Below are 23,521 nucleotides of genomic sequence, written 5' to 3' on the forward strand. Positions count from 1 at the left end.
GCGCGCATACTGCTGGCGCGCAGGACTGATTCAGCCCAGAATCGGGGCATGCCTGCCACGCAAAGTGCTGAGACGCGCGACCCGGTGGAGTTCCACTGGCTCGGCGACATCGTGCGCGTGAACCTCGACGAGAACGCGCGCGGGTCCGTCCTCGCCTACGGGGACGAGGAGTGGGACTGGACGGGCTTCGACGCCCGGATTCGCAAGTGTGTGACCGGGATCCGCAGCGACCGGCTGCAGCGCGGCCAGCGGGTCGCCGTGCTGGCCCGCAACCACCCGGTCCATTTCGAGACGCTGTTCGCGGCCAGCAACATGGGCCTGGTCTGCACCTGGCTCGACTGGCGCCTGGACCGCGCGCACCTGGTCCACGCCCTGAACGAGGCCGAGGCCCGGATCCTGTTCGTCGGCGACGAGTTCGTGGACCTGATCGAGGACTCGATGATGGAGATCTCGTCGGTGGTCAGCACGATCACCGTCGGCGGCCGCGAGGACGAGTACGAGGAGTGGCTGGAGACCCACGAGACGCACGAGGCGCTGCTGCGCGCGGCCCGCGAGGTCGCGGCCAGCTCCGGCCGCGGCGACGACCCGGTGCTGCGGCTGTACTCCTCGACCGGGAAGAAGGGGCCCACGCGCGGCGAGTACACGCACCGCGCGCTGCTGGCTTCGGCGTCGGAGACGTTGCGTCGCAAGGCTTTGAGCCGGGGAGACGTGGAGGCCGTGGACGCGCCGGTGACGGTGCACGAGGCGGCGGTGCGGGTGCTGGCGAACATGTCGGCGGGGGCTGAGACGGTGCTGGTGCGGGAGGATTAGGCCGTACGGCAGCCGCGGCCGGCGAGATCCGGCGGGCTACGGCGAGCGGTGGTGAACGCCTGGCAGGCGCGCCGTCGGTACTACTGCTTCGCGGCGGCCTTCTGCGCACGCGCGCTCGTCTTCTGCGGACGCTCGGCGGCCTTCTGCGTGCGCCTGACAGTCTGGCCGGTGGGCTCGGACCGCTCAGCACGTTCCGTGTGCTCCGCCCGCTCCACCCGCTCCACCCGTTCGGCCCGCTCCGTCTTGCGGGCGGCCCGCCGCACCTTCGCCTCGGCCTGCTCCTGGACGATCAGCCGGGGGCTGCCCTCCAGATGCGACAAGCCGTTCCAGGCCAGGTTCACCAGGTGCGCGGCGACCTCGGCCTTGGGCGGCTTGCGGACGTCGAGCCACCACTGGCCGGTGAGCGCGACCATGCCGACCAGCATTTGCGCGTACATCGGGGCGAGCTTGGGGTCGTAGCCGCGGTGCATGAAGTGCACCCCGAGCAGGTCCTCGACCTGGGAGGCGATGTCGGAGATCAGGGACGCGAAGTTGCCGGTCGAGGTGGTGACCGGGGAGTCGCGGACCAGGATGCGGAAGCCGTCGGTGCTGGACTCGATGTAGTCCAGCAGCGCGAACGCCGCCTGTTCCAGCAGTTCGCGGGCGTGCTCGCCGGTCAGGCCGGTGGTCACCATGGACAGCAGCTTGGCCATCTCCCGGTCCACCACGACCGCGTACAGACCCTCTTTGCCGCCGAAGTGCTCGTACACCACCGGCTTGGAGACGCCGGCCTTGGTCGCGATCTCCTCCACCGAGGTGGCGTCGAAGCCGCGCTCGGCGAACAGCGTCCTGCCGATCTCGATGAGTTGTTCCCGCCGTTCCTTGCCGCTCATCCGGGTGCGGGACGCCGGTGCCGGGGTTCGGGAAGTCACCACGGCATTCTCTCAGGTTTCTCGCGACATGACGCGACCGGGGCGGAGGTTGCCTCCGTCTGTGCCGCCGGAAGCGGCCGGGCGCCCGGCCCGGCCGCGGTGGCGCCGCGTCACGGAGTCGCTTCGCGGCCCAGCTTCATGGCGATCCGCTCCTTGGACGGCCAGCGCACGTCGCGCACCCAGCCGAACTTCTCGAACACCCAGATGATCCGCGCCGAGGAGTCGATCTGCCCGCGCAGCACCCCGTGCCGGGCCGCGGTCGGGTCCGAGTGGTGCAGGTTGTGCCAGGACTCGCCCATCGACAGCACCGCCAGCCACCACACGTTCCCGGACCGGTCCCGGGAGCGGAACGGCCGCTCGCCCACGGCGTGGCAGATCGAGTTGATCGACCAGGTGGTGTGGTGCAGCAGGCTGATGCGGACCAGCGAGCCCCAGAAGAAGGCGGTCAGTATCCCCTGCCAGCTCCAGGTCACCAGGCCGCCGATGACCGCGGGCACCAGGAGCGAGGCCAGCGCCAGATAGGGGAAGGCCCGCGAGACGCGCACGATCGCCCGGTCCTTGAGCAGGTCCGGGGCGTACTGCTGCTGGCTGGTCTGCTCCAGGTCGAACAGCCAGCCGATGTGCGCGTGCCACATGCCCTTGATCAGCGCCGGCATGGTCTCGCCGTAGCGCCACGGCGAGTGCGGGTCGCCGTCGCGGTCGCTGTAGCGGTGGTGCTTGCGGTGGTCGGCGACCCAGCGGATCACCGGGCCCTGGACCGCCAGCGAGCCGGCGATCGCCAGCCCCACGCGCAGTGCTTTCTTCGCTTTGAAGGAAGAGTGGGTGAACAGACGATGGAAGCCGACCGTGACACCGTGTCCGCTGATCGCGTACATCACCACCGCGATGATCAGATCGGTCCAGGTCAGCCCCCACCCCCAGACCACCGGGACGGCGGCCACCAGGGCCACGAACGGGACTCCGATGAACAGGCTGAGGGCGATCCGTTCCTTGAAGGACTGGGTCTCGCCCCCGAGCGTTCCCAGGGCAGGGGCTTCGGCGGTGGACTGCTGGGGCACTGAGGTTGCTGTCATCGCGATCATGCCTCGAGGGGGAAGCACCCTTGCGGGGCTGGCGGATCGGGCGGGAACTGACCGAAACTTACGCTGCCGTAGGTTGGGTGACAAGGATGACACGGCGGGTGACGCCTGGATGTCGGATCGGAGTACGTCTCGGCCGCGTCGGAACGGCGGCCGAAACCGGACCGGGACCCGGCCCGGAACCGGACCGCGCCGACCCGAAACCGCGGCGCGCGCAGACCCCCGGATGTGGGAAACTGGCGGCGACGATCCGCCATGGGGTAATTGGCAGCCCAGCAGACTTTGGATCTGTTTGTCCAGGTTCGAGTCCTGGTGGCGGAGCTCTGGCGGCGTTCGGCGAGCCTGGCCTGCCGTGCGGCGAGTGCTTCTCGCGAACCCCTCCCCGCGATCGCTACCCTCCTAGGGAACCGACGCCGCCCCCGCGCGGCGCGCAGCATCGCACCCACCGCTAGGAGTCACTTCATGACCGACCAGCACGCGCCGACCGTCGTCATCCTGGCCGCCGGCGAGGGCAAGCGGATGAAATCGGCGACGCCGAAGGTGCTGCACGAGCTGTGCGGGCGCACGATGCTCGGCCACGTGGTGGCCGCGGCGCAGGAGCTGGCGCCGCGCCGGCTCGCGGTGGTCGTGGGCAAGGGCCGCGACCTGGTCGCGCCGCACGTCGAGGCCATCGCGCCGGAGGCGCGGATCGTCGTGCAGGACCCGCAGAACGGGACCGGGCAGGCCGCGCGGCTGGCCCTGGAGGCGCTGGCGGCCGGCGGCGAGGAACCCGAGGGCACGGTGCTGGTGCTGCTCGGCGACGGCGCCATGGTCACCGGCGACACGCTGCGGCACCTGATCGCCGTGCACGAGCAGGCCGGGAACGCGGTCACCGACCTGACGGCCGTGGTGCCGGACCCGAAGGGGCTGGGCCGGATCCTGCGCGAGCCCGACGGCACGGCCGAGGGCCGCGTGCTCGGGATCGTGGAGGAGAAGGACTGCACGCCGACCCAGGCCACGATCCACGAGATCAACTCCGGGATCTTCGCCTTCGACGGCAAGATCCTGCGCGAGGCGCTCAGCCGGCTCACCACGAACAACGCGCAGGGCGAGGAACTGCTGACCGACGTGCTGGCGATCGCCGTCGGCGACGGCCTGCCGGTCGGCGCCGTGGTCGCCGCCGACTACCACGAGGTGCTGGCCGCCAACGACCGCGCGCAGCTGGCCGACCTGCGGCGGCTGATGAACCAGCGCATCACCCGGCGCTGGATGGTCGAGGGCGTGACCATCGTCGACCCCGCGACCACGTGGATCGATGTGCACGTCACCCTGGAGCCGGACGCCACCATCCGGCCCAACACCCAGCTGGAGGGCGCGACCCGGATCGCCTCCGGGGCCGACGTCGGGCCGAACTGCACGCTGAAGGACACCGTCGTCGGCGAGCGCGCGCGGGTCACCAACGCGACGACCGACGGCGCCGAGATCGGGCCGGAGGCGAACGTCGGGCCGTACACCTACCTGCGCCCCGGGACCAAGCTCGGCCGCAAGGCGAAGGCCGGCGGCTTCGTGGAGATGAAGAAGTCGACGATCGGCGACGGCACCAAGGTCCCGCACCTGGCCTACATCGGCGACGCGACGATCGGCGAGGGCTGCAACATCGGCGCCGGCGTCATCACCGCCAACTACGACGGCTATGACAAGTTCCCGACGCGCATCGGGGACCACGCCTTCGTCGGCACCAACACCACGCTGATCGCGCCGGCGGAGGTCGCCGACGGCGCCTACATCGCGGCAGGTTCCGCGGTGAACATGCCGGTGGGTCCCGGCGAACTCGCGGTGGCCCGCGGACGGCAGCGGAACATCGCCGGCTACGTCGCGCGCAAGCGCCCGGGTTCGGTCGCCGCGCAGGCGGCGGAGCGTGCGATCGAGCGCGCCGCGGAGTCGGTGCAGACGGCCGTTGAGACGAATCCCACAGGCAGCGAGGCGGAAGCGCAGGGGGACACGGTCTGAACAGCTCGTTGCGTCTGAGAGTATGAAAGAGCTACGGCCCCTCGTCTCTTAGGAGAACCCACCGTGACCGGCCTCAAGACCACCGGTGAGAAGAAGCTCATGCTCTTCACCGGACGTGCCTATCCCGAGCTGGCCCAGGAAGTCGCCGAAGAGCTGGGGGTCGAGATCGCCCCCATGAAGGCGCACGACTTCGCGAACGGGGAGATCTACACCCGTTTCGAGGAGTCGGTGCGCGGCAGCGACGCCTTCGTGATCCAGTGCCACTCGGCTCCGATCAACCACTCGATCATGGAGCAGCTGATCATGGTGGACGCGCTCAAGCGCGCCTCCGCCAAGCGGATCACCGTCATCACGCCGTTCTACGGCTACGCGCGCCAGGACAAGAAGCACAAGGGCCGCGAACCGATCTCGGCCCGTCTGATGGCGGACTTCTTCGCCACCGCCGGCGCCGACCGGCTGATGGCCGTGGACCTGCACACCGACCAGATCCAGGGCTACTTCGACGGCCCGGTGGACCACCTGTTCGCGCTGCCGCTGCTGGTGGACTACATCCGCGGCAAGTACGACACCTCGAAGCTGACGGTGGTCTCCCCCGACGCCGGCCGGGTGCGCACCGCCGACCGCTGGACCGACCGCCTGAACACGCCGCTGGCGATCGTGCACAAGCGCCGCGACCCGAACATCCCGAACACGGTCTCCGTGCACGAGATCGTCGGCGACGTCAAGGGCCGCACCTGTGTCCTGGTCGACGACATGGTGGACACCGCCGGCACCATCTGCGCCGCCGCCGAGGCGCTGTTCGAGAACGGCGCCGCCGAGGTCATCATCGCCGCGACGCACGCGGTGCTGTCGGACCCGGCCGTGGACCGGCTGAAGAACTCGCGGATCAGCGAGGTGATCTTCACCAACACGCTGCCGATCCCGGACGAGAAGCGGTTCGACAAGATGACGGTGCTGTCGATCGCGCCGATGCTGGCCCGGGCCATCCGCGAGGTGTTCGAGGACGGTTCGGTCACGTCGATGTTCGACGATCACAAGCACTGAGCTTTTTTCGCGAGTGCTCCTGACCACGACGTGGTCAGGAGCACTCGTTTGTGCAGGCTAAGCTGGACCTTTGTCCGGCGAGGGCGTGGGACGGTTGTCCCGGCGCCGTTATCGACGAAACAAGGAGAACGAAATGGCTGAGATCCGCATAAGCGCAGAAGACCGCACCGAGTTCGGCAAGGGCTTCGCCCGCCGCGCCCGCGCTGCCGGCAAGATCCCGGGTGTCGTCTACGGCCACGGCGAGTCCGTGCGGCACGTGCTGCTTCCGGGCCACGACCTGATGATCGCGCTGCGGACCCCGAACGTCCTGCTGAACCTGGACTTCGGCGACGGCAAGGGCCAGATGGCGCTGCCGAAGGACGTGCAGAAGGACCCGGTCAAGCGGACCCTGGAGCACGTGGACCTGCTGCTGGTGCGCAGCGGCGAGAAGGTCACTGTGGACATCCCGATCACCATCGTCGGCGAGGTCGTCGGCGGCGCGGTCCTGGACCACTCGCTGAACAACCTGACCGTCACCGCCGAGGCCACGCACATCCCGACCGGCATCGAGGTCGACGTGGACCGCAAGGAGGAGGGCTTCCAGCTCTTCGTCCGCGACCTCCCGCTGCCCGCCGGCTCGGAGCTGGTCACCGACGGCGACCAGCTGGTGCTGCAGGTCGTCGTGACCCGCGCCGAGGCCGCCGCCGAGGGTGCCGAGAGCGCCGAGGGCGAGGCCGGCGAGGCCGGGTCCGAGGCGTCTGCGGAGTAAGTACTCCCAGCCCCGCTATTCTGGTCGTCATGACCACCGCCGAGGCCCGCGATCAGCTCTATTTGATCGCGGGCCTCGGCAACCCCGGGCCCGGTTACGCCGGGAACCGGCACAACGCCGGCTTCATGGTCGTGGACCTGCTGGCCTCGCGCGTCGGCGGCAAGTTCAAGTCGCACAAGGCGCGGGCGGACGTCGTCGAGGGCCGGCTCGGTGTCGGCGGGCCGCGGGTGGTGCTGGCCAAGCCGAAGACGTTCATGAACCTGTCCGGCGGGCCGGTGAAGGCGCTGCGGGACTTCTACAAGATCGAGCCGGCGCACATTATTGTCGTCCACGACGAACTCGACGTGGACTACGGCACGCTGCGGCTGAAGCTCGGCGGCGGCGACAACGGCCACAACGGCCTGCGCTCCATCACCTCGGCGCTCGGGACGAAGGACTACTACCGCGTGCGCTTCGGCGTGGGGCGGCCGCCGGGGCGGCAGGATCCCGCGGACTTCGTGCTGAAGGACTTCTCCTCGGTGGAGAAGAAGGAGCTGGACTACAACGTGGACCGGACCGCGGACGCGGCCGAGGACCTGATCCGGCGCGGGCTCGTGGACGCGCAGAACATCTACCACGCGGCCTGACGGCGTCAGGGGTATCCACCGATCGGTTGATGCCCGTCTCCACCGCATCGCCTCCCAGGACGAGCCGGCCGGTCGATCCGTCGCAGGGTGCCCGACCGCCAATCTTGAGGCATGGCAGCGATCGAGGTACGGAACCTCACCAAGACCTACGGCGACACGATCGCCGTGGCCGACGTCTCCTTCGAGGTCGGCGCGGGGGAGATCTTCGGGATCCTCGGGCCGAACGGCGCCGGGAAGACCACGACCGTCGAGTGCATCAGCGGCCTGCGGACGCCCGACGGCGGCGAGGTCCGGGTGCTGGGCCTGGACCCGCGCCGGGACCGTGAGGACGTCCGGCAGCTGCTCGGGGTGCAGCTCCAGGAGAGCCAGCTGCCGGCGAAGATCCAGGTGCGCGAGGCGCTGGAGCTGTACGCGTCCTTCTACCGCGAGCCGGCCGACGTGGGGCGGCTGCTGACGCAGTGGGACCTGACGGAAAAGGCCGGGGCGCGCTTCGGGAAGCTGTCCGGCGGGCAGAAGCAGCGGCTGGCCGTGGCGCTGGCGATGGTGGGCAATCCGCGGGTGGTGGTGCTCGACGAGCTGACCACCGGTCTGGACCCGCACGCTCGGCGGATCGCGTGGGAGATGGTCGAGCAGGTTCGCGCGGCCGGCGTCACGGTGCTGCTGGTCACCCACTTCATGGAGGAGGCCGAGCGGCTCTGCGACCGGGTCGCGATCATCGACGCCGGGCGGGTGGTGGCCGTGGACACGCCGGCCGGGCTGGCGGCGCGGGGGCCGGCGGCCGGGCAGCGGATGCGGTTCCGGCCGTCGGAGCCGGTGGCGGACGAGTTGTTGCTGGCGCTGCCGGAGGTCCGCGGGGTGGCGCGGCACGGCGTGTATCTGGAGGTGACGGGTACCTCGGAGGTGATCGGGGCGGTCACCGCGTACCTGGCCCGGCGGCAGATCATCGCCGCCGAGCTGCGGGTCGAGCAGACCAGCCTCGACGACGCCTTCATCGCCCTCACCACCCACACCGCCGCAGCCGCTTCCGCCAACACCAACACCACCGCCGAGGAGTCCTGATGACCACCGCGACCCACGCTCCACGCCTGCTGCCCGAATTCCGCATGACCGGCAACGGATTCCGCACCCTGGTCCGCACCCAGGCCCGCCTGCTGTGGCGGGAGCCGGCGGTGGTCCTGTCCGGGATCGTCCTGCCGATCGCGCTGATCACCGTCTTCGGCTTCATCCCGGCCTTCGGGAAGCCGGCGGCCTCGCTCGGCGGCAAGACGACGCTGGACGTCTACGTCCCCACGTTCGCGATGCTCTCCTCGGTCCTGACCGCGTTCACCGCACTTCCGGTGATGTTCGCCGATCTGCGGGAGCGCGGGGTGCTGCGGCGTCTGGCGGTCTCGCCGGTGCCGGCCGCCGGACTGCTCGCCGCGCAGGTGACCGTCATCGCCGCGACCGCCGCCGCGACCGCGGCCGCGGTGGTGCTGATCGGCGTCGGCGGGTTCGGTGCCGCGCTGCCGGCCCACCCGCTGGTGATGCTGGCGTCCTACGTCCTGGGCACCACCGCGCTGCTGGCGCTGGGCCTGCTGATCTCGGCCCTCGCCCCCTCGGCCGGGGTTGCCACCGGGATCGGGGTGCCTACGATGATCCTGAACTTCTTCTTTGCCGGCGTCTATGTCCCGCTCCAGTCACTGCCGCATGTGCTCCGCACCATCAGCGGGTTCGTGCCGTACGGCGCGATCGTGGACACCTGGTCCGGCAGCGGCGCGGCCTGGCAGCATCTGGCCGTGCTGGCCGCGTACACGGTCGTCGGCGCACTGGCGGCGGCCCGACTGTTCAAGTGGGAGTAATGGAGACGGCGAAGGCCCTGAGGTGGATCCCGTACGCGGGCCTGGCCATCTCCCTGCCGCTGGCGCTGATCATCGGCCCCGGGACCGCGGTGTACTACGCCGTGGTCCTCGGGGCCTCGGCGGCCGCGGTCCTGTGGCTGTACCGGGGCGATTCCGTGGTGCAGAGTCCGAAGCCGCCCGCGGCTCGGGCGACGGTCTACTACACGGTCCTGCTGGCGCTGCTCGCCGTGCTGATCCTGACCAGCCCGCTGTTCGGCATCCTGGGCTTCACCGGCTACCTGCACACCGTGGTCCTGCCCGGCCGGACGAAGCTCTTGGGGGTCGCGGGTACGGCGGCGCTGATGGCGACCTCGCAGATGGGCGGCGTCGTCTTCATCCACGGGCTCGGCGTCCTCCTCTACCTCGTCCTGTTCGTCGTCAACCTGGTCATCGCCAGCGCCATGACGATCAGCGCGGTGGCCGAGGAGAAGCACCGGCGCGAACTGGCCGAGGCCAACGCGCGGCTGCACGAGATGCTGGAGGAGAACGCGGGCCTGCACGCCCAGCTGGTCGCACAGGCCCGCGAGGCCGGCGTCCTGGACGAGCGGCAGCGGCTCGCGGGGGAGATCCACGACACCATCGCGCAGGGCCTGACCGGCATCGTGCGGCAGCTGGAGGTCGTGGAGCGCTTCGACGACCCCGCCGATGCCGACAAGCGCCGGCACCACCTGACCCTGGCCCGGGAACTCGCGCGCGAGAGCCTGGCCGAGGCGCGCCGCTCGGTGCAGGCCATGCGGCCGGGCCCGCTGGCGGCGGCCCAGCTTCCGGAGGCGCTGACCGAGCTCACGCAGTCCTGGTCGCGCACCGCGGGGATCCAGGCCCGGGTCGAGATCAGCGGCGAGGCCGTGGCCCTCGCGCCGGACATCGAAGTGGTCCTGTTCCGCGCGGCGCAGGAGGCGCTGGCCAACGCCGGCAAGTACTCGGGCGCGGGGCGCGTCGGAGTCACGCTGTCGTACACGAGCGACGTGGTGGTGCTGGACGTCGTGGACGACGGCGCCGGCTTCGATCCGGGGAACACCGCCGCACCGGCGAACGGGACCGGCTACGGTCTGACGGCGATGCGCTCGCGGCTGCGGCAGATCGGCGGCACGCTCACGATCGAGACCGAGCCGGGTGACGGCACGGCGATCAGCGCGGCGGTGCCGCTGGCGGTGATGCCGGCGCCAGCACCGGCACCGGCACAGGCATCGCCGCCGGTGACGGTCGCTGTCGCGATCTGAGCGGGAGAACCTGCCGGGCGATTCCAGTCCGGGCCGTGATCGCGAGATGATGGCCCGCATGACGAGCATCCGCCTGCTGATCGTGGACGACCACCCGATCGTCCGCGACGGTCTGCGCGGCGTCTTCGACGGCGAGCCGGGCTTCGAGGTGGTCGGGGAGGCCGCCGACGGGGCGCAGGCGCTCGTCCAATCCGCCGAGTCGGGTCCCGATGTGGTGCTGATGGATCTGCGGATGCCGACCATGGGCGGCGTCGACGCCATCCGGCGGCTGCGGGTCGAGCAGCCGGCGGTCCGGGTGCTGGTGCTCACCACGTACGACACCGAGTCCGACGTCCTGCCCGCGATCGAGGCCGGCGCCACCGGCTATCTGTTGAAGGACGCCCCGCGCGAAGACCTCATCCGGGCCGTGCGGGCCGCGGCGGCGGGCCAGCCGGTGTTGGCTCCGACGGTCGCGCAGCGCCTGATGACCCGGGTCCAGGCTCCCCCTGCGGCTGCCGCGCCGGCCACCGACGCGCTGACCGAGCGCGAGCTGGAAGTGCTCCGCCTGGTCGCGGCCGGGACCACCAACCGGGAGACCGCCCGCAGCCTGTTCATCTCCGAGGCCACGGTCAAGACCCACCTCCTGCACGCCTACGCCAAGCTCGGCGTTCGCGACCGGGCCGCCGCGGTCTCCGAGGCGTACAAGCGCGGCCTGCTCAGCTGACCGCCGGTCACAGCAGCGTGGCCAGCTTCGCGGCGGTCTCGCCGACCTGGTAGTCCTTCGGCAGCGTGTCGAAGAGCACGATGTCGGCCGCCATGTGGTCGGTCCGCAGGTGCTTGATCGCCTGGTACTCCGGCGACGTCCACCAGCCGCGCACCGACTCCAGGTCGGGGAACTCGATGAGGATCAGGTCCTGGGCCCACGAACCCTCCACGACCTCCTTCTCGCCGCCGTGGAAGGCGAAGCGTCCACCGAAGGGATCCATCGTCGCCTGGATCCGCTCCAGGTACTCCACGATGTCCGGGCAGAGCTCGACGGAACGAACGTTTGCCAATGCGTAGGCGGTCATCTCGCTGGTCTCCTCAAGCTGTCGTATTCGCTGACGAGATCAAGCTTCGCAGGGGCGTGACACTGGCGCGATTACCCGCCAGGTAATAGATTCCTAGATCACGGGGCGGGCCGAAAACAGTGCTTAACCTGGGAGTTGTGGATGTCGTCGATGGGAATGGTCCTGAACGGTTTCATCGCCGCGGCGGTCGGCGGGATCTGTGTGTCGGGACTGTTCAAGCGCGGCAGGGAGCGCCGGGTGTCGCGGATCAGCGGCACCGCCGAACGGTACGAAGCGCCCGTCAGATAGCAGCGGCCTCAGTGGCCTCATAGACCTCGAGAACCAACAGAGCTTCAGAACCAACAGAGCTTCAGAACCAAGAAGGCGGCGTCCGTGTGGACGCCGCCCTCTGCCTTGTTACCGCCGCACCCGCTCAGCCGGTGTTCTTCAGCCCCGCAGCGATCCCGTTCACCGACAGCAGCAGCGCCCGCGCCAGGTCCGGGTCCACCGGCCGGCCCGCCTTCGCCGCCTCCCGCTGCCGCTTGAGCAGCGAGACCTGCAGGTACGAGATCGGGTCCAGGTACATGTCGCGCACCCGCAGCGTGCGGGCCAGCGTCGCGTTCTGCCCCAGCAGCTCCGACTCGCCGGTGATGCGCAGCACCTCGGCGACCGTGCGCTCGTACTCCTCGGTGATGGTGTCGAAGAAGTGGTGCAGCTCGCGCGGGACCAGGGTCTCGACGTAGTGCCGGGCGATCCGCAGGTCGGTCTTCGCCAGCGTCATCGAGACGTTGCTGAGGAAGTTGCGGAAGAAGTGCCAGCGCTCGTACATGTCCTGCCAGTCGATGCCGGCGAACTCGGGGTTCTGCCGCACCGCGGCCAGCCCGGTGCCGACGCCGAACCAGCCCGGCACGATCTGCCGCGACTGCGTCCAGCCGAACACCCACGGGATCGCGCGCAGGCCGTCGATGCCGGCCGAGGTGTCCGGGCGGCGCGAGGGCCGGGAGCCCAGGTGCAGGTCGCCGAGCAGGTCCACGGGCGTCGAGGCGAAGAAGTACGCCGGCAGGTCCGGGTGCTCGACCAGCTCCCGGTAGCGGTCCTGGCCCGCCGCCGAGACCCCCTCCATGGTCGCCGACCACGTCGCCAGGTCCTCCGCGGACTGGCGCGGCGCCCGGTGCAGGACCGTGGCCTCCAGCGTCGCGGCGAGCGTCAGTTCCAGGTTCTCCCGGGCCAGCGCCGGGATCGCGTACTTGTCGGAGATGACCTCGCCCTGCTCGGTCACCTTGATCTCGCCGTCGAGCGTGCCCCACGGCTGGGCCAGGATCGCGTCGTGCGAGGGGCCGCCGCCGCGCCCGACGCTGCCGCCGCGGCCGTGGAACAGCCGGATCCGGACGCCGTGCCGCAGCGCGGTGTCGCGCAGCTCGCGCTGCGCGCGGTGGATCTCCCACTGCGAGGTGGAGATCCCGCCCATCTTGTTGGAGTCGCTGTAGCCGAGCATGACCTCCTGCACGCCGCCGCGCGCCGCGACGATCGCCGCGTAGGAGGGGTCGGACAGCATCTCGTCCAGGATCGCCCCGGCGATCTTCAGCTCTTCCGGCGTCTCCAGCAGCGGTACGAACCCGATCGCGGCGGTGTGCGCGTGCACGTCCACCAGACCCGCCTCGCGCGCCAGCACCACGGCCGCGAACAGGTCGTCCACGCCGCGGGTCATCGACACGATGTAGGACTCGATGACGTCCGGGCCGTACTTCTCGAACGCCGTGCGGATCGCGGTGAACACCCCGAAGGTCTTCGCCCCGGCGGCGTCCAGCAGGGTCTCGGACGGCACCTGGCCCAGCGGGGACAGCGGCCGCGAGGAGGCCAGCTCCTTGGCCAGCAGCCGGGTCCGGTAGTCGCGCGGCAGGTCGGCGTAGCGCCAGGGCTGGTCGCCGAGCCGGTCGAAGAGCTGCGCCAGCACGTGGTGGTGGGCGTCGGCGTGCTCGCGCACGTCCAGCACCGCGTGGTGCAGGCCGAAGGCGGCGACGGTGCGGATCGCGGTCTCCAGCTCGCCGGTGGCGATCAGCTCGCCGCGGTCGGCGTGCAGCGAGTCGCGCATCAGGCTCAGGTCGCGCAGCAGCTCCGAGGTGCCCAGGTAGTCCCGGCGCGGGTCGTGCTGGCGGCCCTCGGCGATCCGGGTCCGGGTGTTGAGAAGCTTCTGCCGGATCGTCGTCGCCTTGAGCCGGTACGGCTCCTCGGCGTTGAGCCGCTTGTAGCGGTTCGGGATCTCCGGCAGCGCCTCCAGGTCGGCGTCCAGGGACGCCCGCAGCGCCTCGGTCGGCGCCGCGATCCGCTCGGAGGTGGACAGCAGGTCGCGCAGCGAGTCCATGGTGGCCAGCGCGGTGCGGATCGCGTGCTCGTGCTGGAGCTCCAGCACGTCCAGCGTCATCTGCGGCGTGACGTTCGGGTTGCCGTCCCGGTCGCCGCCGATCCACGAGCCGAAGCTCAGCGGCCGTGCGGACAGCGGCAGCTCCACGCCCAGCCGCCGCAGCTCGAAGGCCAGCTCCTCCAGCACCTCCGGGGCGGCGTGCGCGGCCAGCTCGTCCAGGTAGTAGACGGCGTTGCGGGCCTCGTCGACCGGCTCGGGCCGGGTGATCCGGAGCTCGTCGGTCTGCCACAGCTGCTCGACCGTCTCGGCCAGGCGGCGCTCGTTGTACGCGGTCTGCGGCGCCTCGAGCAGCTCGGCCACCTTGCGCAGCTTGGCGAGCACGGTGCGCCGCGCGGCCTCGGTCGGGTGCGCGGTGAAGACCGGCCGGACCGACAGGTGCGACACCGCGTCGGCGGCCGTGCCGGCCAGCCCCGCGGCCTGGATCCGGTCCACCGCCTGGCCCAGCCACGAGCCCTCGGCGGCCCGGGTGGCGGCCAGCTCGCGGCCGCGGTGCACCTGCTCGGCGGTGTTGGCCAGGTTGAAGTACGCGGTGAAGGCCCGCACCAGCATGATCGCCTGCTCCGGGGCCACCGCGGCCAGCAGTTCGGACACGTCCGCGCCCTGCTTGCCCAGCGCGCGCACGGCCTCGACCTGCTCCAACAGGTCCGGACCGTGCTGGCGGACCAGGGTCTGGCCCAGCAGGTCCCCCAAGCGGCGGATCGCGGCGCGCAGCTCGGCGTCGTCGGCCGGGCGCGGGGAATTCTCGGTCGGGGGGTCTGTCGGGGTCTCTACGGCGGCGTCGTCGTTCTGGGGCGACGGTACGGCGGACACAAGAGCCTCCTGATGCCTGGCTGGATCGTCCCGATTGCTGCCCACTCTAAGCTGGGGTGCGGTTCTTGCCGATCTCCGTCCGGTTACTGGACTGAACCAGTGGGCTCTTCCTAGACCCGGAGATCGGCCATAAAGTGAACCGATATCCCAGGACTGGAAACGGGGGCGCACGTGGCCGCTACTGATCCCGGCGCGGCCGTGGGCTCCCAGCCCGCGGAACCGCCTTTCGGCGACGGCAACGGCTATGGCGGTGGCAACGGCTATGGCGAGGGCTATCGCTACGGTGAGTCAGGCGACCTGCACGCGACGTCCGGCGGCCTGGAGCCCGAGACCGACCCGGTCGGGGCCGGCGGGGCGGGCGGGGATCCCGAGGACCCCACGACGCCCGGCCGCGGCCGCGGCCGCGGCCGGCGCGCGGCCCGGACCCGGCCGACGAAGCGCCGCCGGATCCCGGCCTGGCTGGAGATCCTCGGCTATGTGGTCATCTCGCTCACGCTGACCTCGCTGATCAAGACGTTCCTGGTCCAGATGTACTACATCCCCTCGCCGTCGATGGAGCCGACGACGTACAAGGGCGACCGCGTCTTCGTCGACAAGCTGTCCACCTGGGTCGGCGGCGCCCCGGCGCGCGACCAGGTGATCGTCTTCCACGACCCGCACAACTGGCTGATGAGCTCGGTCGGCAGCACCGGCGGCGCGATCAACCTGCCGGACATCCTGGCCGCCGTGGGCATCCTGCCGGACCAGCACGACGACCTGCTCATCAAGCGGATCATCGGCGTGGCCGGCGACACCATCGAGTGCAAGACGCAGGACGGCCCGGTGTACCGCAACGGCGTCGCACTGGATGAGTCCTCGTTCATCATGAACGGCAAGCAGGGCATGCCCTGTTACAACGGCACGTACAAGGTGACGGTGCCGGCCGGGAACCTGTGGGTGCTCGGCGACAACCGCGAGCACTCCGGCGACTCGTCGTGGAACTACCTCAAGAAGGGTGGCGACGCGGGCTTCGTGCCGACCAAGAACGTGGTCGGACATGTCGTCGGGGTCGTGTCCTGGCTGCGCGACGACCATCCCGCGGGTTCGTAGGCCTTTCGGCGAAGTTTCGCTTTGCGGTGGTTGAGTGTTCGTCGTCCAGTGCGGACACTCAACGGAGCCCTCCCCTTGAACCGCAAGGAGCTCCGCCCCCATGACCGCAGTGAATCGACGTAGGTTCCTCCAGATCACCGGCGGCACCGCCGCCGCGACCTCGATGCCGATGCTCACCGCGAGCATCGCCCGCGCCGCCGCCGTGCAGCCCGCCCGGCGCACCGGCACCATCAAGGACATCGAGCACGTGGTGATCCTCATGCAGGAGAACCGCAGCTTCGACCACTACTTCGGCACCCTGCGCGGGGTCCGCGGCTTCGGCGACCCGCGTCCGGCGCGGCTGCCGAACGGCAAGGCGGTCTGGCACCAGACGGACGCCTCGGGTAGCGAGATCCTGCCCTGGCGGCCGGCCGGCGTGCCGGACCTGGGCCTGAAGTTCCTGGACGGCCTGGACCACAGCTGGAACGGCGGCCACCAGGCCTGGAACCACGGCAACTACGACCAGTGGATCCCGGCCAAGGGTCCGGGCACGATGGCGCACTTCGAGCGCGACGACATCCCGTTCCACTTCGCCCTGGCTGACGCCTTCACGGTCTGCGACGCGTACCACTGCTCGCTGATGACCTCGACCGACCCGAACCGCTACTACCTGTGGACCGGCTTCACGGGCAACGACGGCAAGGGCGGCGGCCCGGTCCTGAACAACGCCGAGGCCGGCTACGACTGGACCACCTACCCCGAGCGGCTGCAGGCCGCCGGCGTCTCCTGGAAGATCTACCAGGACATCGGCACCGGCCTGGACGCCAACGGTTCGTGGGGCTGGACCAACGACGCCTACATCGGCAACTACGGCGACACCTCGGTGCTGTACTTCCACCAGTACCAGAACGCCAAGGTCGGCGACCCGCTGTACGAGAACGCCCGCACCGGCACCAACGCCGCGGCCGGGCAGAGCTACTTCGACGTGCTGGCCCAGGACGTCAAGAACGGCAAGCTGCCGCAGGTCTCCTGGATCACCGCGCCGGAGGCGTTCAGCGAGCACCCGAACTGGCCGGTGAACTACGGCGCCTGGTACGTCTCGCAGGTCCTGGACATCCTGTCCTCGGACGAGGACCTGTGGAGCAAGACCGCGTTGTTCATCATGTACGACGAGAACGACGGCTTCTTCGACCACGTGGTCCCGCCGTTCGTGCCCGGCGGCCCGGTCGGCGGCGCCTCCACGGTCGACACCTCGACCGAGTACTACTCGGCCGGCGCAGGCTTCGACGAGGGCTCCTACGGCCTGGGTCTGCGGGTGCCGATGTTCGTGGTCTCGCCCTGGAGCAAGGGCGGCTGGGTCGACTCCGAGACCTTCGACCACACCTCGGTGATCCGCTTCCTGGAGAAGCGGTTCGGCGTGCACGAGCCCAACATCTCGCCCTGGCGCCGCGCCGTCTGCGGCGACCTGACCAGCGCCTTCGACTTCGGGCTGCGCGAGACCGAGGTCCCGGAGCTGCCGAGCACCGCCTCCTACGTGCCGCCGGACCACGCCCGGCACAACAGCTACCCCGTGACCCTGCCGACGAGCACGGTGCTGCCGAAGCAGGAGGCCGGCCGGCGCCCCGCCCGCCCGTTGCCGTACGACCTGGCGGCGGACGGCCGGATCACGGGCGGGGCGCTGCGGATCGCCTTCGCCAGCCACGGCCCGGCCGGCGCGGCGTTCGTGGTCACCTCGACCACGGACAAGACCGGCCCGTGGAGCTACACGGTCGGCGCGCGGCAGGGGATCGACGGGACCTGGAAGCTCGCCGGCGCGTACGACTACGACGTGCGCGGCGCCAACGGCTTCCTGCGCGAGTTCAAGGGCGACGCCGCCAAGGCCGGGCTGGAGGTCGTCGCGGAGCACGTCGGCAGCAGCCGCAACCTGAAGCTGACGCTGACCAACAACGGCCATGCCGACGTCACGGTGACCGTCACCGACTCCTACGGCTGCGACGACCGGGCCACGCACCGGGTCCGCGCGGGCAAGCACGTCACGCACGTCGTGAACGCCGGCGAGTCCGACGGCTGGTACGACGCCACGGTCACCACCGACCACGACGCGACGTACGTGCGGCGCTTCGCCGGCCACGTGGAGAACGGCCGGCCCAGCGCCAGCGACCCGGCGATCATCACCGGCTGAGCAGGCTGAACGGACCGGAAGAGAACACTGAACGCCCCGGGGCTTCCCCGGGGCGTTTACTTATCCCTTATTGATCGAGGGCTTACCGGGCGACGGCGACCATCGAGGCATGAAGTCGAGAATCGCTTCGGCGCTGGTCGTTGTGGCCTGTGTGGGCGCCCTGACCGCGTGCTCGGGCAAGAGCCCGTCGGGTGTGGGCGTGACAGCCACCACCACCACTGCTCCAGGCGTGCCGGGAGCATCCAGCGAGAGCAGTGTCGGCCGCACTGACTCGCAAGGGGTAGCAGGCGACCCGGACGGCGATCTGTCGTCGATCGACCAACAGCTGTCGGACATCAACGGTGCGCTGAGCTCGGCCGAGCCGACTCAGACCGCCGGTGACAACTAGGAGATCCCCATGTCTTTCCGTACCCGCCTGAGTGCCGCAGCCGTCGGCGCCCTCATCGCCGTCGGCGCCGTCGCGCTGCCCGCCAACGCCGCCACCACCTCGAACACCACCTCGAACGCCGCCGCCGACAATCCCGCCGCGTTGACCAAGGCGAAGACCGCGGTCACCGACGGCATCACCGACCGCCTGACCACCCTGGGCAAGCTCCAGACGGCGCTGGCCGGGTACAAGGACGTGCCGGACGCCGCGCGGTCCACGCTCAGCCAGGTCATCTCCTCCGATGTCAGCGGCCTGACGGCGCTGAAGACGAAGGTGGCCGGCGAGACCACGGCGGCCGCGGTCCGCGCGGACGGCAAGGCGATGGTCGACGACTACCGCGTCTACGTCCTGGTGGCGCCGAAGGTCCACCTCACGCACGCGCTGGACGTCGAGACCGCCGCGCTGGCCCGCCTGGTGAAGGTGCACGACGCGCTGGCCGACCGGCTGGCCAAGGACCCGGCCGCGGACACCGCCGCGAACAAGGACCTGCTCGCCGACATGACCACGGTGATCCAGGCGGCCGACGCCCGGATCGACGGCAAGGACGCCGCGCTGCTGGCGCTCACGCCCGGCCCGGACGGCAAGGCGCTGACCGCTTCGGTGAAGGACGTCAGCGGCGCCGCCAAGGACGCTCGCGACGACATCAAGAAGGCCGTGACGGACGCCAAGACGGTCCGCGACGCGCTGAAGAACGCCCCGAAGGCCGCCAACGGCTGACGGCGCCGCCCGCGAGGCTGACAGTGCCTTGTGAGAGTCTCCGCGGTGAGCCGGGTCGGGACGCCCGGCACGCCGTACGAGTGAAGAACGAGTGGCAGTGCGCGACACAACTGAATCAATGAGCTGAGCACCCGCTCGCCGGACCTCCGGCCGGCCGAAACGGTGCCAGCGCATGGAAAAGGCCCCGCGGTACGCGTCCCGCGGGGCCTTTCATACGGTGAGAATCACTCCGACGAGCGATAACGGACTTTCGCCCGATTGAGCGACGGGGGAGATCAGTCCCCGCCTCCGCCCGCCGGTGTGTGCCGGAGCGGACCCCGGCACGTCACTCCAGCAGGAGCGTGGACTTAGAGGTCCAGGCCGCCCTTGCCCAGGATGCCCGAGGAGCCGATCAGGCCGCCCGCGCCGGCACCCGCGCCGTTGTTCTGCGAGCCGGCGCCGTTGCCGGTGGCGTGCGAGCTGCTGCTGTCGCCCGCGCCGACCGAGCCGTGGCTGTTGTTGCCGGCCTGCGACGAACCCTGGTTCGAGGTGCAGGAGTTGTCGTAGGTGTCGGTGGTGATGTTGCCGTTGCTCAGCACGTTCAGGTTCGCGTGCTCCAGCAGGTGGTTCAGGCTCACGCCGACCGGCACCAGGCCGACCAGGCCCTGCGCGGTCAGGTCCGGCACGGTGTGGTCCGCCAGGCAGCCCAGGTTCGGGGCGACGTTGACGTTGTTCAGCGCGTTGACCGGGATCAGACCGCCCTGGCCGACGTTGTTGTCGCCGGCCTTGTGGTGCTCGCTGCCGCCGTTCCAGGCGTCGTCGGCCGCCGCGGAGGCGATGCCGGCCATGCCCACGACACCCGCGCTGGCCAGCGCGGCGATAACGGTGGCGTGCTTCAGAAATGCCATGTTGATCGTTCTTCCTTGTCGATGTGGATCGATGGTGACCTGACGGGCGAGGAATCCGGAGCCCGCCACCTTGTTGCTTTGAACCATACTGCCATTCGCGAAGAATCGTATATCAAGTCGGGAGGCGCGCGGCCCAAGACACTGACGAGTGATTGATTGGACGTCATTCTTCGTACTTTCCACGCTGGCTGAACAAGGCAATCAAGCAGGTCAAACAAGCTTTCGGCATCTCACTGGTGGTGCAGATCAATGCTGTCGAAGGGTGGTCGGCCGACGATATTCCGTCTTTGTTGACCCGTTGGGGGCCCTGCGTCGGGATCGCCGGCCGGCGGATTCCTGTGACTAACGACTCGCCTGACAAAATGCATTGGCCGAGACCGGGTGGAAGGTGGAAGGAATTGCGGCGTTCAGAACGTGGTCTGGACGCCCGCGACGGACACGTTGCGCAGGATCTCGAATCCGGGTCCGGCCGCGCCCGCGTCCTGGCACGGTCTGGCAGGCGTCGTCCCGGGACCCAGCGGGTCGTCAATCGAGATCGGCGCGATACACAGATCGCTGAGAACGTGGACGCCTCCGGTGCTGCCGGGGTGCCGGCAGGCGTCGCCCGGATTCGGGAAGGGGTCGGAGACCAGGGGTCCGGACCAGTGCAGCGGGGCGACGCACCAGTTGTTGGCGAACTCCAGCGCGTTCTCGACGGCCAGGACGCCCGGTGTGGGGGCGGTCCGCGGAGCCGTCGGAGGTGTCGGAGTCGTCAGTGGTGCGGTCGTCGCCGCGGCGGTGCCGGCCGAGGCCAGGACGCCACCGAGCGTGGCGGCGGTCGCGGCCGCCACCGTCAGGATTGCCCGGGAACGCAACGTGGTTCTCCCTTGACTTCGAAGCGCGGGCCCGGCGGTTCGTGCCGGGCCCGCACGGTCCGGCTAGAGCAGGCCGCCGAGCGCGCTGCCGATGATCGGCAGGCCCGCGGTGGTGTTGCCGGCGGTCGGCGCCATCTGGCCGGCCGCGGCCTGGTCGGCCGCCCAGCCGTGCTCCTCACCCGGGGGGCAGGGGTTCGGGACCGGGGGCGGGCACGGCACCGGCGGCGGGGGCGGAGGGGTGACCGGCGGGGGGCACGGAACCGGCGGGCACGGCACCGGCGGCGGCGGGGGCACCGGCGGGCACGGCGGCGGCGGGGGCGGGCACGGCTGGGTCACCGGCGGCGGCGGGGGCACCGGCGGGGTGGGGGGCGTGGGCGGGGTGGGCGGGGTCCACGTCGAGGGCGGGCAGACCACGGTGCACGGAGGCGGGTTGCCCATCGGCGGCGGACCCGGCACCGGCGGCGTCTGGTCCATGTCGCCGGTCCCGGCGCACAGCTTCTGGACCAGGTCGCTGCTGACGGTGCCGGCGACGGTCTTGTCGCGCTGCATGCCGCACAGGCCGGACATGGTGTCCTGGTGGTCGAACGGCATGCCGTGCACTGCCACCGGGCTGGAGGCCAGCCACGGGGCGGCGCGCCAGTTGTCGTTGGCGGTGGTCGCGTGGGCCGCGCCGGCGGCAGCGATGAACGCGCCACCGGAGGACAAGGCCACGGCGGCGAAGGACAGGTACTTGCGCATCGCCGACTCCTTTCGTTGCGTTTGGTGTGTAGGGGAACTGGCCCCTCAACGCGGCAGAAGATCGGCAGGTCACGCGGAAGGCAGCATTCGGGTGGCGTGCGGGCGTACAGAACAAAAAGCAAGCGCACCGGCGCCCGTCTGGGGCACCGGTGCAAGAGGGCTGACAACTGGTGGAGGCGGTTGTCGGACGAGGCTGTGCGGCAGCGGTCTTTTTGCGCGACGACCAGGCGCGCGGCGCAGGGTGGTCCTGGCGTTTCGGGCCCTGGCGGCCGCGGCGCTACCGAGAACCGGCTGCCGCAGGTCGCCGTGCGGTCGGCGAGGAACCTCGCGCCCCTCGCACTCCCCTGTGCCGCCCCGCGCTACTACATCGCGTCGAACTGGCCGGCCACGTAGTCGCCGGCCGGCTGCCGGGTGATGACGTTCATCCGGTTGAACGCGTTGATCAGGCCGATCTGGGACACCAGCGTGACCAGCTGGTCCTCGTCGTAGTGCTTGGCGGCGTTCGCCCACACCTCGTCGGCCACCCCGGAGCCGTCGGCCAGCCGGGTGCCGGCCTCGGCCAGCTCCAGCGCGGCGCGCTCGGCCTCGGTGAAGCAGCCCGCCTCGCGCCAGGCGGCGACCAGGTTCAGCCGGGCCGGGGTCTCGCCGGCGGCGGTGGCGTCCTTGGTGTGCATGTCGAGGCAGAAGCCGCAGCCGTTGATCTGGCTGGCCCGGATCTCGACCAGGTGCAGGGTCGCGGCCGGCACGCTCGACTCGCGCAGCACGCGGCTGGCCGCGATCAGGTACTTGGCGAGCTTGCCGCCGGTCGGGGTGGCGAAGGCGTTCACGCGGGCTTCCATCATCTGCTCCCTCGTTCTTCGGGCTGGTTACACCCCTAGGACGAGGAAGCACGGAATCCTGTGACGCGCTCCGGTGTGACGTGTGCCACGGGTCGCCGGCGCCGGGCTGGCACCGCCTTGCCGCGGCCCAGCCCGGCCGGCGTCAGCGTCGCGGCGCCTTCAGCCCCTCGGGCAGCGCGGCCCCGAGGTGCTCGATGTCGGTGACCGCGTTGGCGTGCCCGGAGTCCACCGCGGAGCGCGCGATGTCCACGATCTGCTGCGGCAGCGCGACCAGGTGCCGGGCGAAGTCGTCGAAGTCGTTGCCGACCTTCTTCAGCAGCTCGGCGCACACGCTGGCGGCGTCGCGGCTCTCGGAGTCGCGCGGGTCGTCGTCGTCGAACAGCCAGACCGAGCCCGGCTCCGCGCCGCGGATCTTCAGCGCCAGCATGCCGCCCTGGACGTAGCCGATCCCCAGGAACTCCTCGGTGAACCGGTCGTACAGCGCCTGGTTGGCGTACACCAGGTCCTGGTGCGGGTCCTCGCGGCGCAGCCCGAACAGCCACTGGTCGGCGATGAAGCCGCCGGCCAGGTTCACCGCCGGGCTGATCGGCCGGCCGCCGTCGGTGCCGGCCAGGAAGCGCCGGTAGGACGGCGGCAGCGCGAAGCCCAGGTGCTGCTCCAGCTGCGCCATCGCGTCCTCCGGGACCGAGCCGCTGCGCTCGAAGGCGACCGGCTCCAGCATGCCCTCGGTGAACAGCCCGGACCGGTTGCGGTCGGCCTTCAGCGTGGCCATGCCGCCGTGGTGCCGGAAGGCGCCGTGCAGCTCGATCGGCACGCAGTGCAGCATCCGGGACTCGGCGGCGTGCGCCCAGGTCCAGCCCTGCGGCGTGGCGGTGTTCTGCCGGGCCTCCCACAGCGGGTCGCCGGAGGCCGCGGCCAGCAGGTTCGCGGCGATCACGTCGGTGACCCGGATCTCGTCCACGGACAGGCCGGAGGGCGGGTCCGCGATCTGCACCGTGTGCCGGGCGTAGACGGCGAACTCCGGGTAGCCGTGCATGGTCAGGTAGATGCCGTGCGGGAACTTCCGGTCGAGTTCGGGGTCGCTGAACTCGATGATCCGTCCGGCGAACTGGCCGTTCGGTATGCCGTGCCGCTGTGCGGATGCCTGTGCCATCTGAGGTCTCGCTCCGGCCTTCTCACTTCTGTGGTGTCCGGTAGAAAGGTACCGGCTCCGAACCGGCGACGGGTATGTCGCCTGCCCACCTC

22 protein-coding genes, 1 tRNA gene and 1 pseudogene are annotated in these 23,521 nt (G+C 70.5%); 15 read left to right on the forward strand and 9 right to left on the reverse strand.

All coding sequences use genetic code 11. The annotated features are described in order from the left end of the window. Positions 1–48: 48 nt before the first annotated feature. A complete protein-coding gene (locus ABH920_RS02265; RefSeq protein WP_370346184.1) occupies positions 49–810 on the forward strand; it encodes an AMP-binding protein in 762 nt (253 codons plus the stop codon). A gap of 287 nt (positions 811–1,097) precedes the next feature. Here ABH920_RS02265 and ABH920_RS02270 read toward each other — a convergent pair. Together ABH920_RS02270 and ABH920_RS02275 are read right to left on the reverse strand one after the other, a co-directional pair. Then, a pseudogene (locus tag ABH920_RS02270) lies at positions 1,098–1,724 on the reverse strand (TetR family transcriptional regulator); the annotation flags it as partial. A 107-nt stretch (positions 1,725–1,831) separates the two neighbouring features. Beyond that, positions 1,832–2,794 carry an acyl-CoA desaturase gene (locus tag ABH920_RS02275; protein ID WP_370346186.1) on the reverse strand — a complete coding sequence of 321 codons (963 nt, stop codon included), beginning with the start codon at positions 2,792–2,794 and terminating at the stop codon, positions 1,832–1,834. Positions 2,795–3,049: 255 nt separating this feature from the next. On the opposite strand from ABH920_RS02275, the gene ABH920_RS02280 reads away from it, so the two are divergent. The 9 genes from ABH920_RS02280 to ABH920_RS02320 all read left to right on the forward strand — a co-directional run bounded on the left by ABH920_RS02280 (position 3,050) and on the right by ABH920_RS02320 (position 11,007). After that, positions 3,050–3,121 (forward strand) — tRNA-Gln (locus tag ABH920_RS02280). A gap of 141 nt (positions 3,122–3,262) precedes the next feature. Beyond that, positions 3,263–4,789, forward strand: a complete 1,527-nt coding sequence (gene glmU / locus ABH920_RS02285; RefSeq protein ID WP_370346188.1) for a bifunctional UDP-N-acetylglucosamine diphosphorylase/glucosamine-1-phosphate N-acetyltransferase GlmU — start codon at positions 3,263–3,265, stop codon at positions 4,787–4,789. 63 nt (positions 4,790–4,852) lie between these two features. Further along, positions 4,853–5,833 carry a ribose-phosphate diphosphokinase gene (locus ABH920_RS02290; protein ID WP_370346190.1) on the forward strand — a complete coding sequence of 327 codons (981 nt, stop codon included), beginning with the start codon at positions 4,853–4,855 and terminating at the stop codon, positions 5,831–5,833. Between the two features lie 133 nt (positions 5,834–5,966). After that, positions 5,967–6,581: a 50S ribosomal protein L25/general stress protein Ctc gene (locus ABH920_RS02295; protein WP_370346192.1), complete on the forward strand. Its 615-nt coding sequence runs from the start codon at positions 5,967–5,969 to the stop codon at positions 6,579–6,581. Positions 6,582–6,610: 29 nt separating this feature from the next. Then, positions 6,611–7,207: an aminoacyl-tRNA hydrolase gene (pth, locus tag ABH920_RS02300; RefSeq protein ID WP_370346194.1), complete on the forward strand. Its 597-nt coding sequence runs from the start codon at positions 6,611–6,613 to the stop codon at positions 7,205–7,207. Positions 7,208–7,318: 111 nt separating this feature from the next. Then, complete coding sequence (locus ABH920_RS02305) at positions 7,319–8,266, forward strand: ABC transporter ATP-binding protein (protein WP_370346196.1); 948 nt, start codon at positions 7,319–7,321, stop codon at positions 8,264–8,266. Next, positions 8,266–9,045: an ABC transporter permease gene (locus ABH920_RS02310; RefSeq protein WP_370346198.1), complete on the forward strand. Its 780-nt coding sequence runs from the start codon at positions 8,266–8,268 to the stop codon at positions 9,043–9,045. Before ABH920_RS02305 ends, ABH920_RS02310 begins: the two co-directional genes overlap by 1 nt. Then, entirely contained in the window at positions 9,045–10,304 is a 1,260-nt protein-coding gene (locus tag ABH920_RS02315; protein ID WP_370346200.1) for a sensor histidine kinase, read from the forward strand. The genes ABH920_RS02310 and ABH920_RS02315 overlap by 1 nt, the downstream gene beginning before the upstream one ends. Positions 10,305–10,362: 58 nt before the next feature. Beyond that, complete coding sequence (locus tag ABH920_RS02320) at positions 10,363–11,007, forward strand: response regulator (protein WP_370346202.1); 645 nt, start codon at positions 10,363–10,365, stop codon at positions 11,005–11,007. 7 nt (positions 11,008–11,014) lie between these two features. On the opposite strand, the gene ABH920_RS02325 is transcribed toward ABH920_RS02320, so the two are convergent. After that, positions 11,015–11,353, reverse strand: coding sequence for a DUF1330 domain-containing protein (locus tag ABH920_RS02325; RefSeq protein ID WP_370346204.1), 339 nt, complete (start codon positions 11,351–11,353; stop codon positions 11,015–11,017). A 141-nt stretch (positions 11,354–11,494) separates the two neighbouring features. Between ABH920_RS02325 and ABH920_RS02330 the strand changes: the two genes are divergently transcribed. Continuing rightward, complete coding sequence (locus tag ABH920_RS02330; protein WP_370346206.1) at positions 11,495–11,641, forward strand: hypothetical protein; 147 nt, start codon at positions 11,495–11,497, stop codon at positions 11,639–11,641. Positions 11,642–11,765: 124 nt separating this feature from the next. On the opposite strand, the gene ppc is transcribed toward ABH920_RS02330, so the two are convergent. Then, on the reverse strand, positions 11,766–14,564 hold the full coding sequence (gene ppc, locus ABH920_RS02335) for a phosphoenolpyruvate carboxylase (RefSeq protein ID WP_370346208.1): 2,799 nt from the start codon (positions 14,562–14,564) through the stop codon (positions 11,766–11,768). A 171-nt stretch (positions 14,565–14,735) separates the two neighbouring features. On the opposite strand from ppc, the gene lepB reads away from it, so the two are divergent. From lepB to ABH920_RS02355, 4 genes are all read left to right on the forward strand, one after another. Beyond that, entirely contained in the window at positions 14,736–15,653 is a 918-nt protein-coding gene (lepB, locus tag ABH920_RS02340) for a signal peptidase I (RefSeq protein ID WP_370346210.1), read from the forward strand. Positions 15,654–15,753: 100 nt separating this feature from the next. Next, positions 15,754–17,814: a phosphocholine-specific phospholipase C gene (locus tag ABH920_RS02345; protein WP_370346212.1), complete on the forward strand. Its 2,061-nt coding sequence runs from the start codon at positions 15,754–15,756 to the stop codon at positions 17,812–17,814. 109 nt (positions 17,815–17,923) lie between these two features. Continuing rightward, positions 17,924–18,202, forward strand: a complete 279-nt coding sequence (locus ABH920_RS02350; RefSeq protein ID WP_370346214.1) for a hypothetical protein — start codon at positions 17,924–17,926, stop codon at positions 18,200–18,202. Positions 18,203–18,211: 9 nt separating this feature from the next. Further along, the gene (locus ABH920_RS02355; RefSeq protein WP_370346216.1) at positions 18,212–18,958 is read left to right on the forward strand and encodes a hypothetical protein; all 747 of its coding nucleotides are present in this window, start codon (positions 18,212–18,214) and stop codon (positions 18,956–18,958) included. Positions 18,959–19,305: 347 nt separating this feature from the next. Here the strand turns inward: ABH920_RS02355 and ABH920_RS02360 are convergent, their stop codons facing one another. The 5 genes from ABH920_RS02360 to ABH920_RS02380 form a co-directional block, all read right to left on the reverse strand. Next, complete coding sequence (locus ABH920_RS02360) at positions 19,306–19,845, reverse strand: hypothetical protein (RefSeq protein ID WP_370346218.1); 540 nt, start codon at positions 19,843–19,845, stop codon at positions 19,306–19,308. 407 nt (positions 19,846–20,252) lie between these two features. Further along, a complete protein-coding gene (locus tag ABH920_RS02365) occupies positions 20,253–20,699 on the reverse strand; it encodes a hypothetical protein (protein ID WP_370346220.1) in 447 nt (148 codons plus the stop codon). A gap of 63 nt (positions 20,700–20,762) precedes the next feature. Beyond that, entirely contained in the window at positions 20,763–21,437 is a 675-nt protein-coding gene (locus tag ABH920_RS02370) for a hypothetical protein (protein WP_370346222.1), read from the reverse strand. 362 nt (positions 21,438–21,799) lie between these two features. Then, positions 21,800–22,276 carry a carboxymuconolactone decarboxylase family protein gene (locus ABH920_RS02375; protein WP_370346224.1) on the reverse strand — a complete coding sequence of 159 codons (477 nt, stop codon included), beginning with the start codon at positions 22,274–22,276 and terminating at the stop codon, positions 21,800–21,802. Between the two features lie 142 nt (positions 22,277–22,418). Beyond that, positions 22,419–23,429, reverse strand: coding sequence for an SMI1/KNR4 family protein (locus tag ABH920_RS02380; RefSeq protein WP_370346226.1), 1,011 nt, complete (start codon positions 23,427–23,429; stop codon positions 22,419–22,421). Positions 23,430–23,521: the final 92 nt, after the last annotated feature.

The sequence above is a fragment of the Catenulispora sp. EB89 genome, assembly GCF_041261445.1.
Classification (GTDB): Bacteria; Actinomycetota; Actinomycetes; order Streptomycetales; family Catenulisporaceae; genus Catenulispora.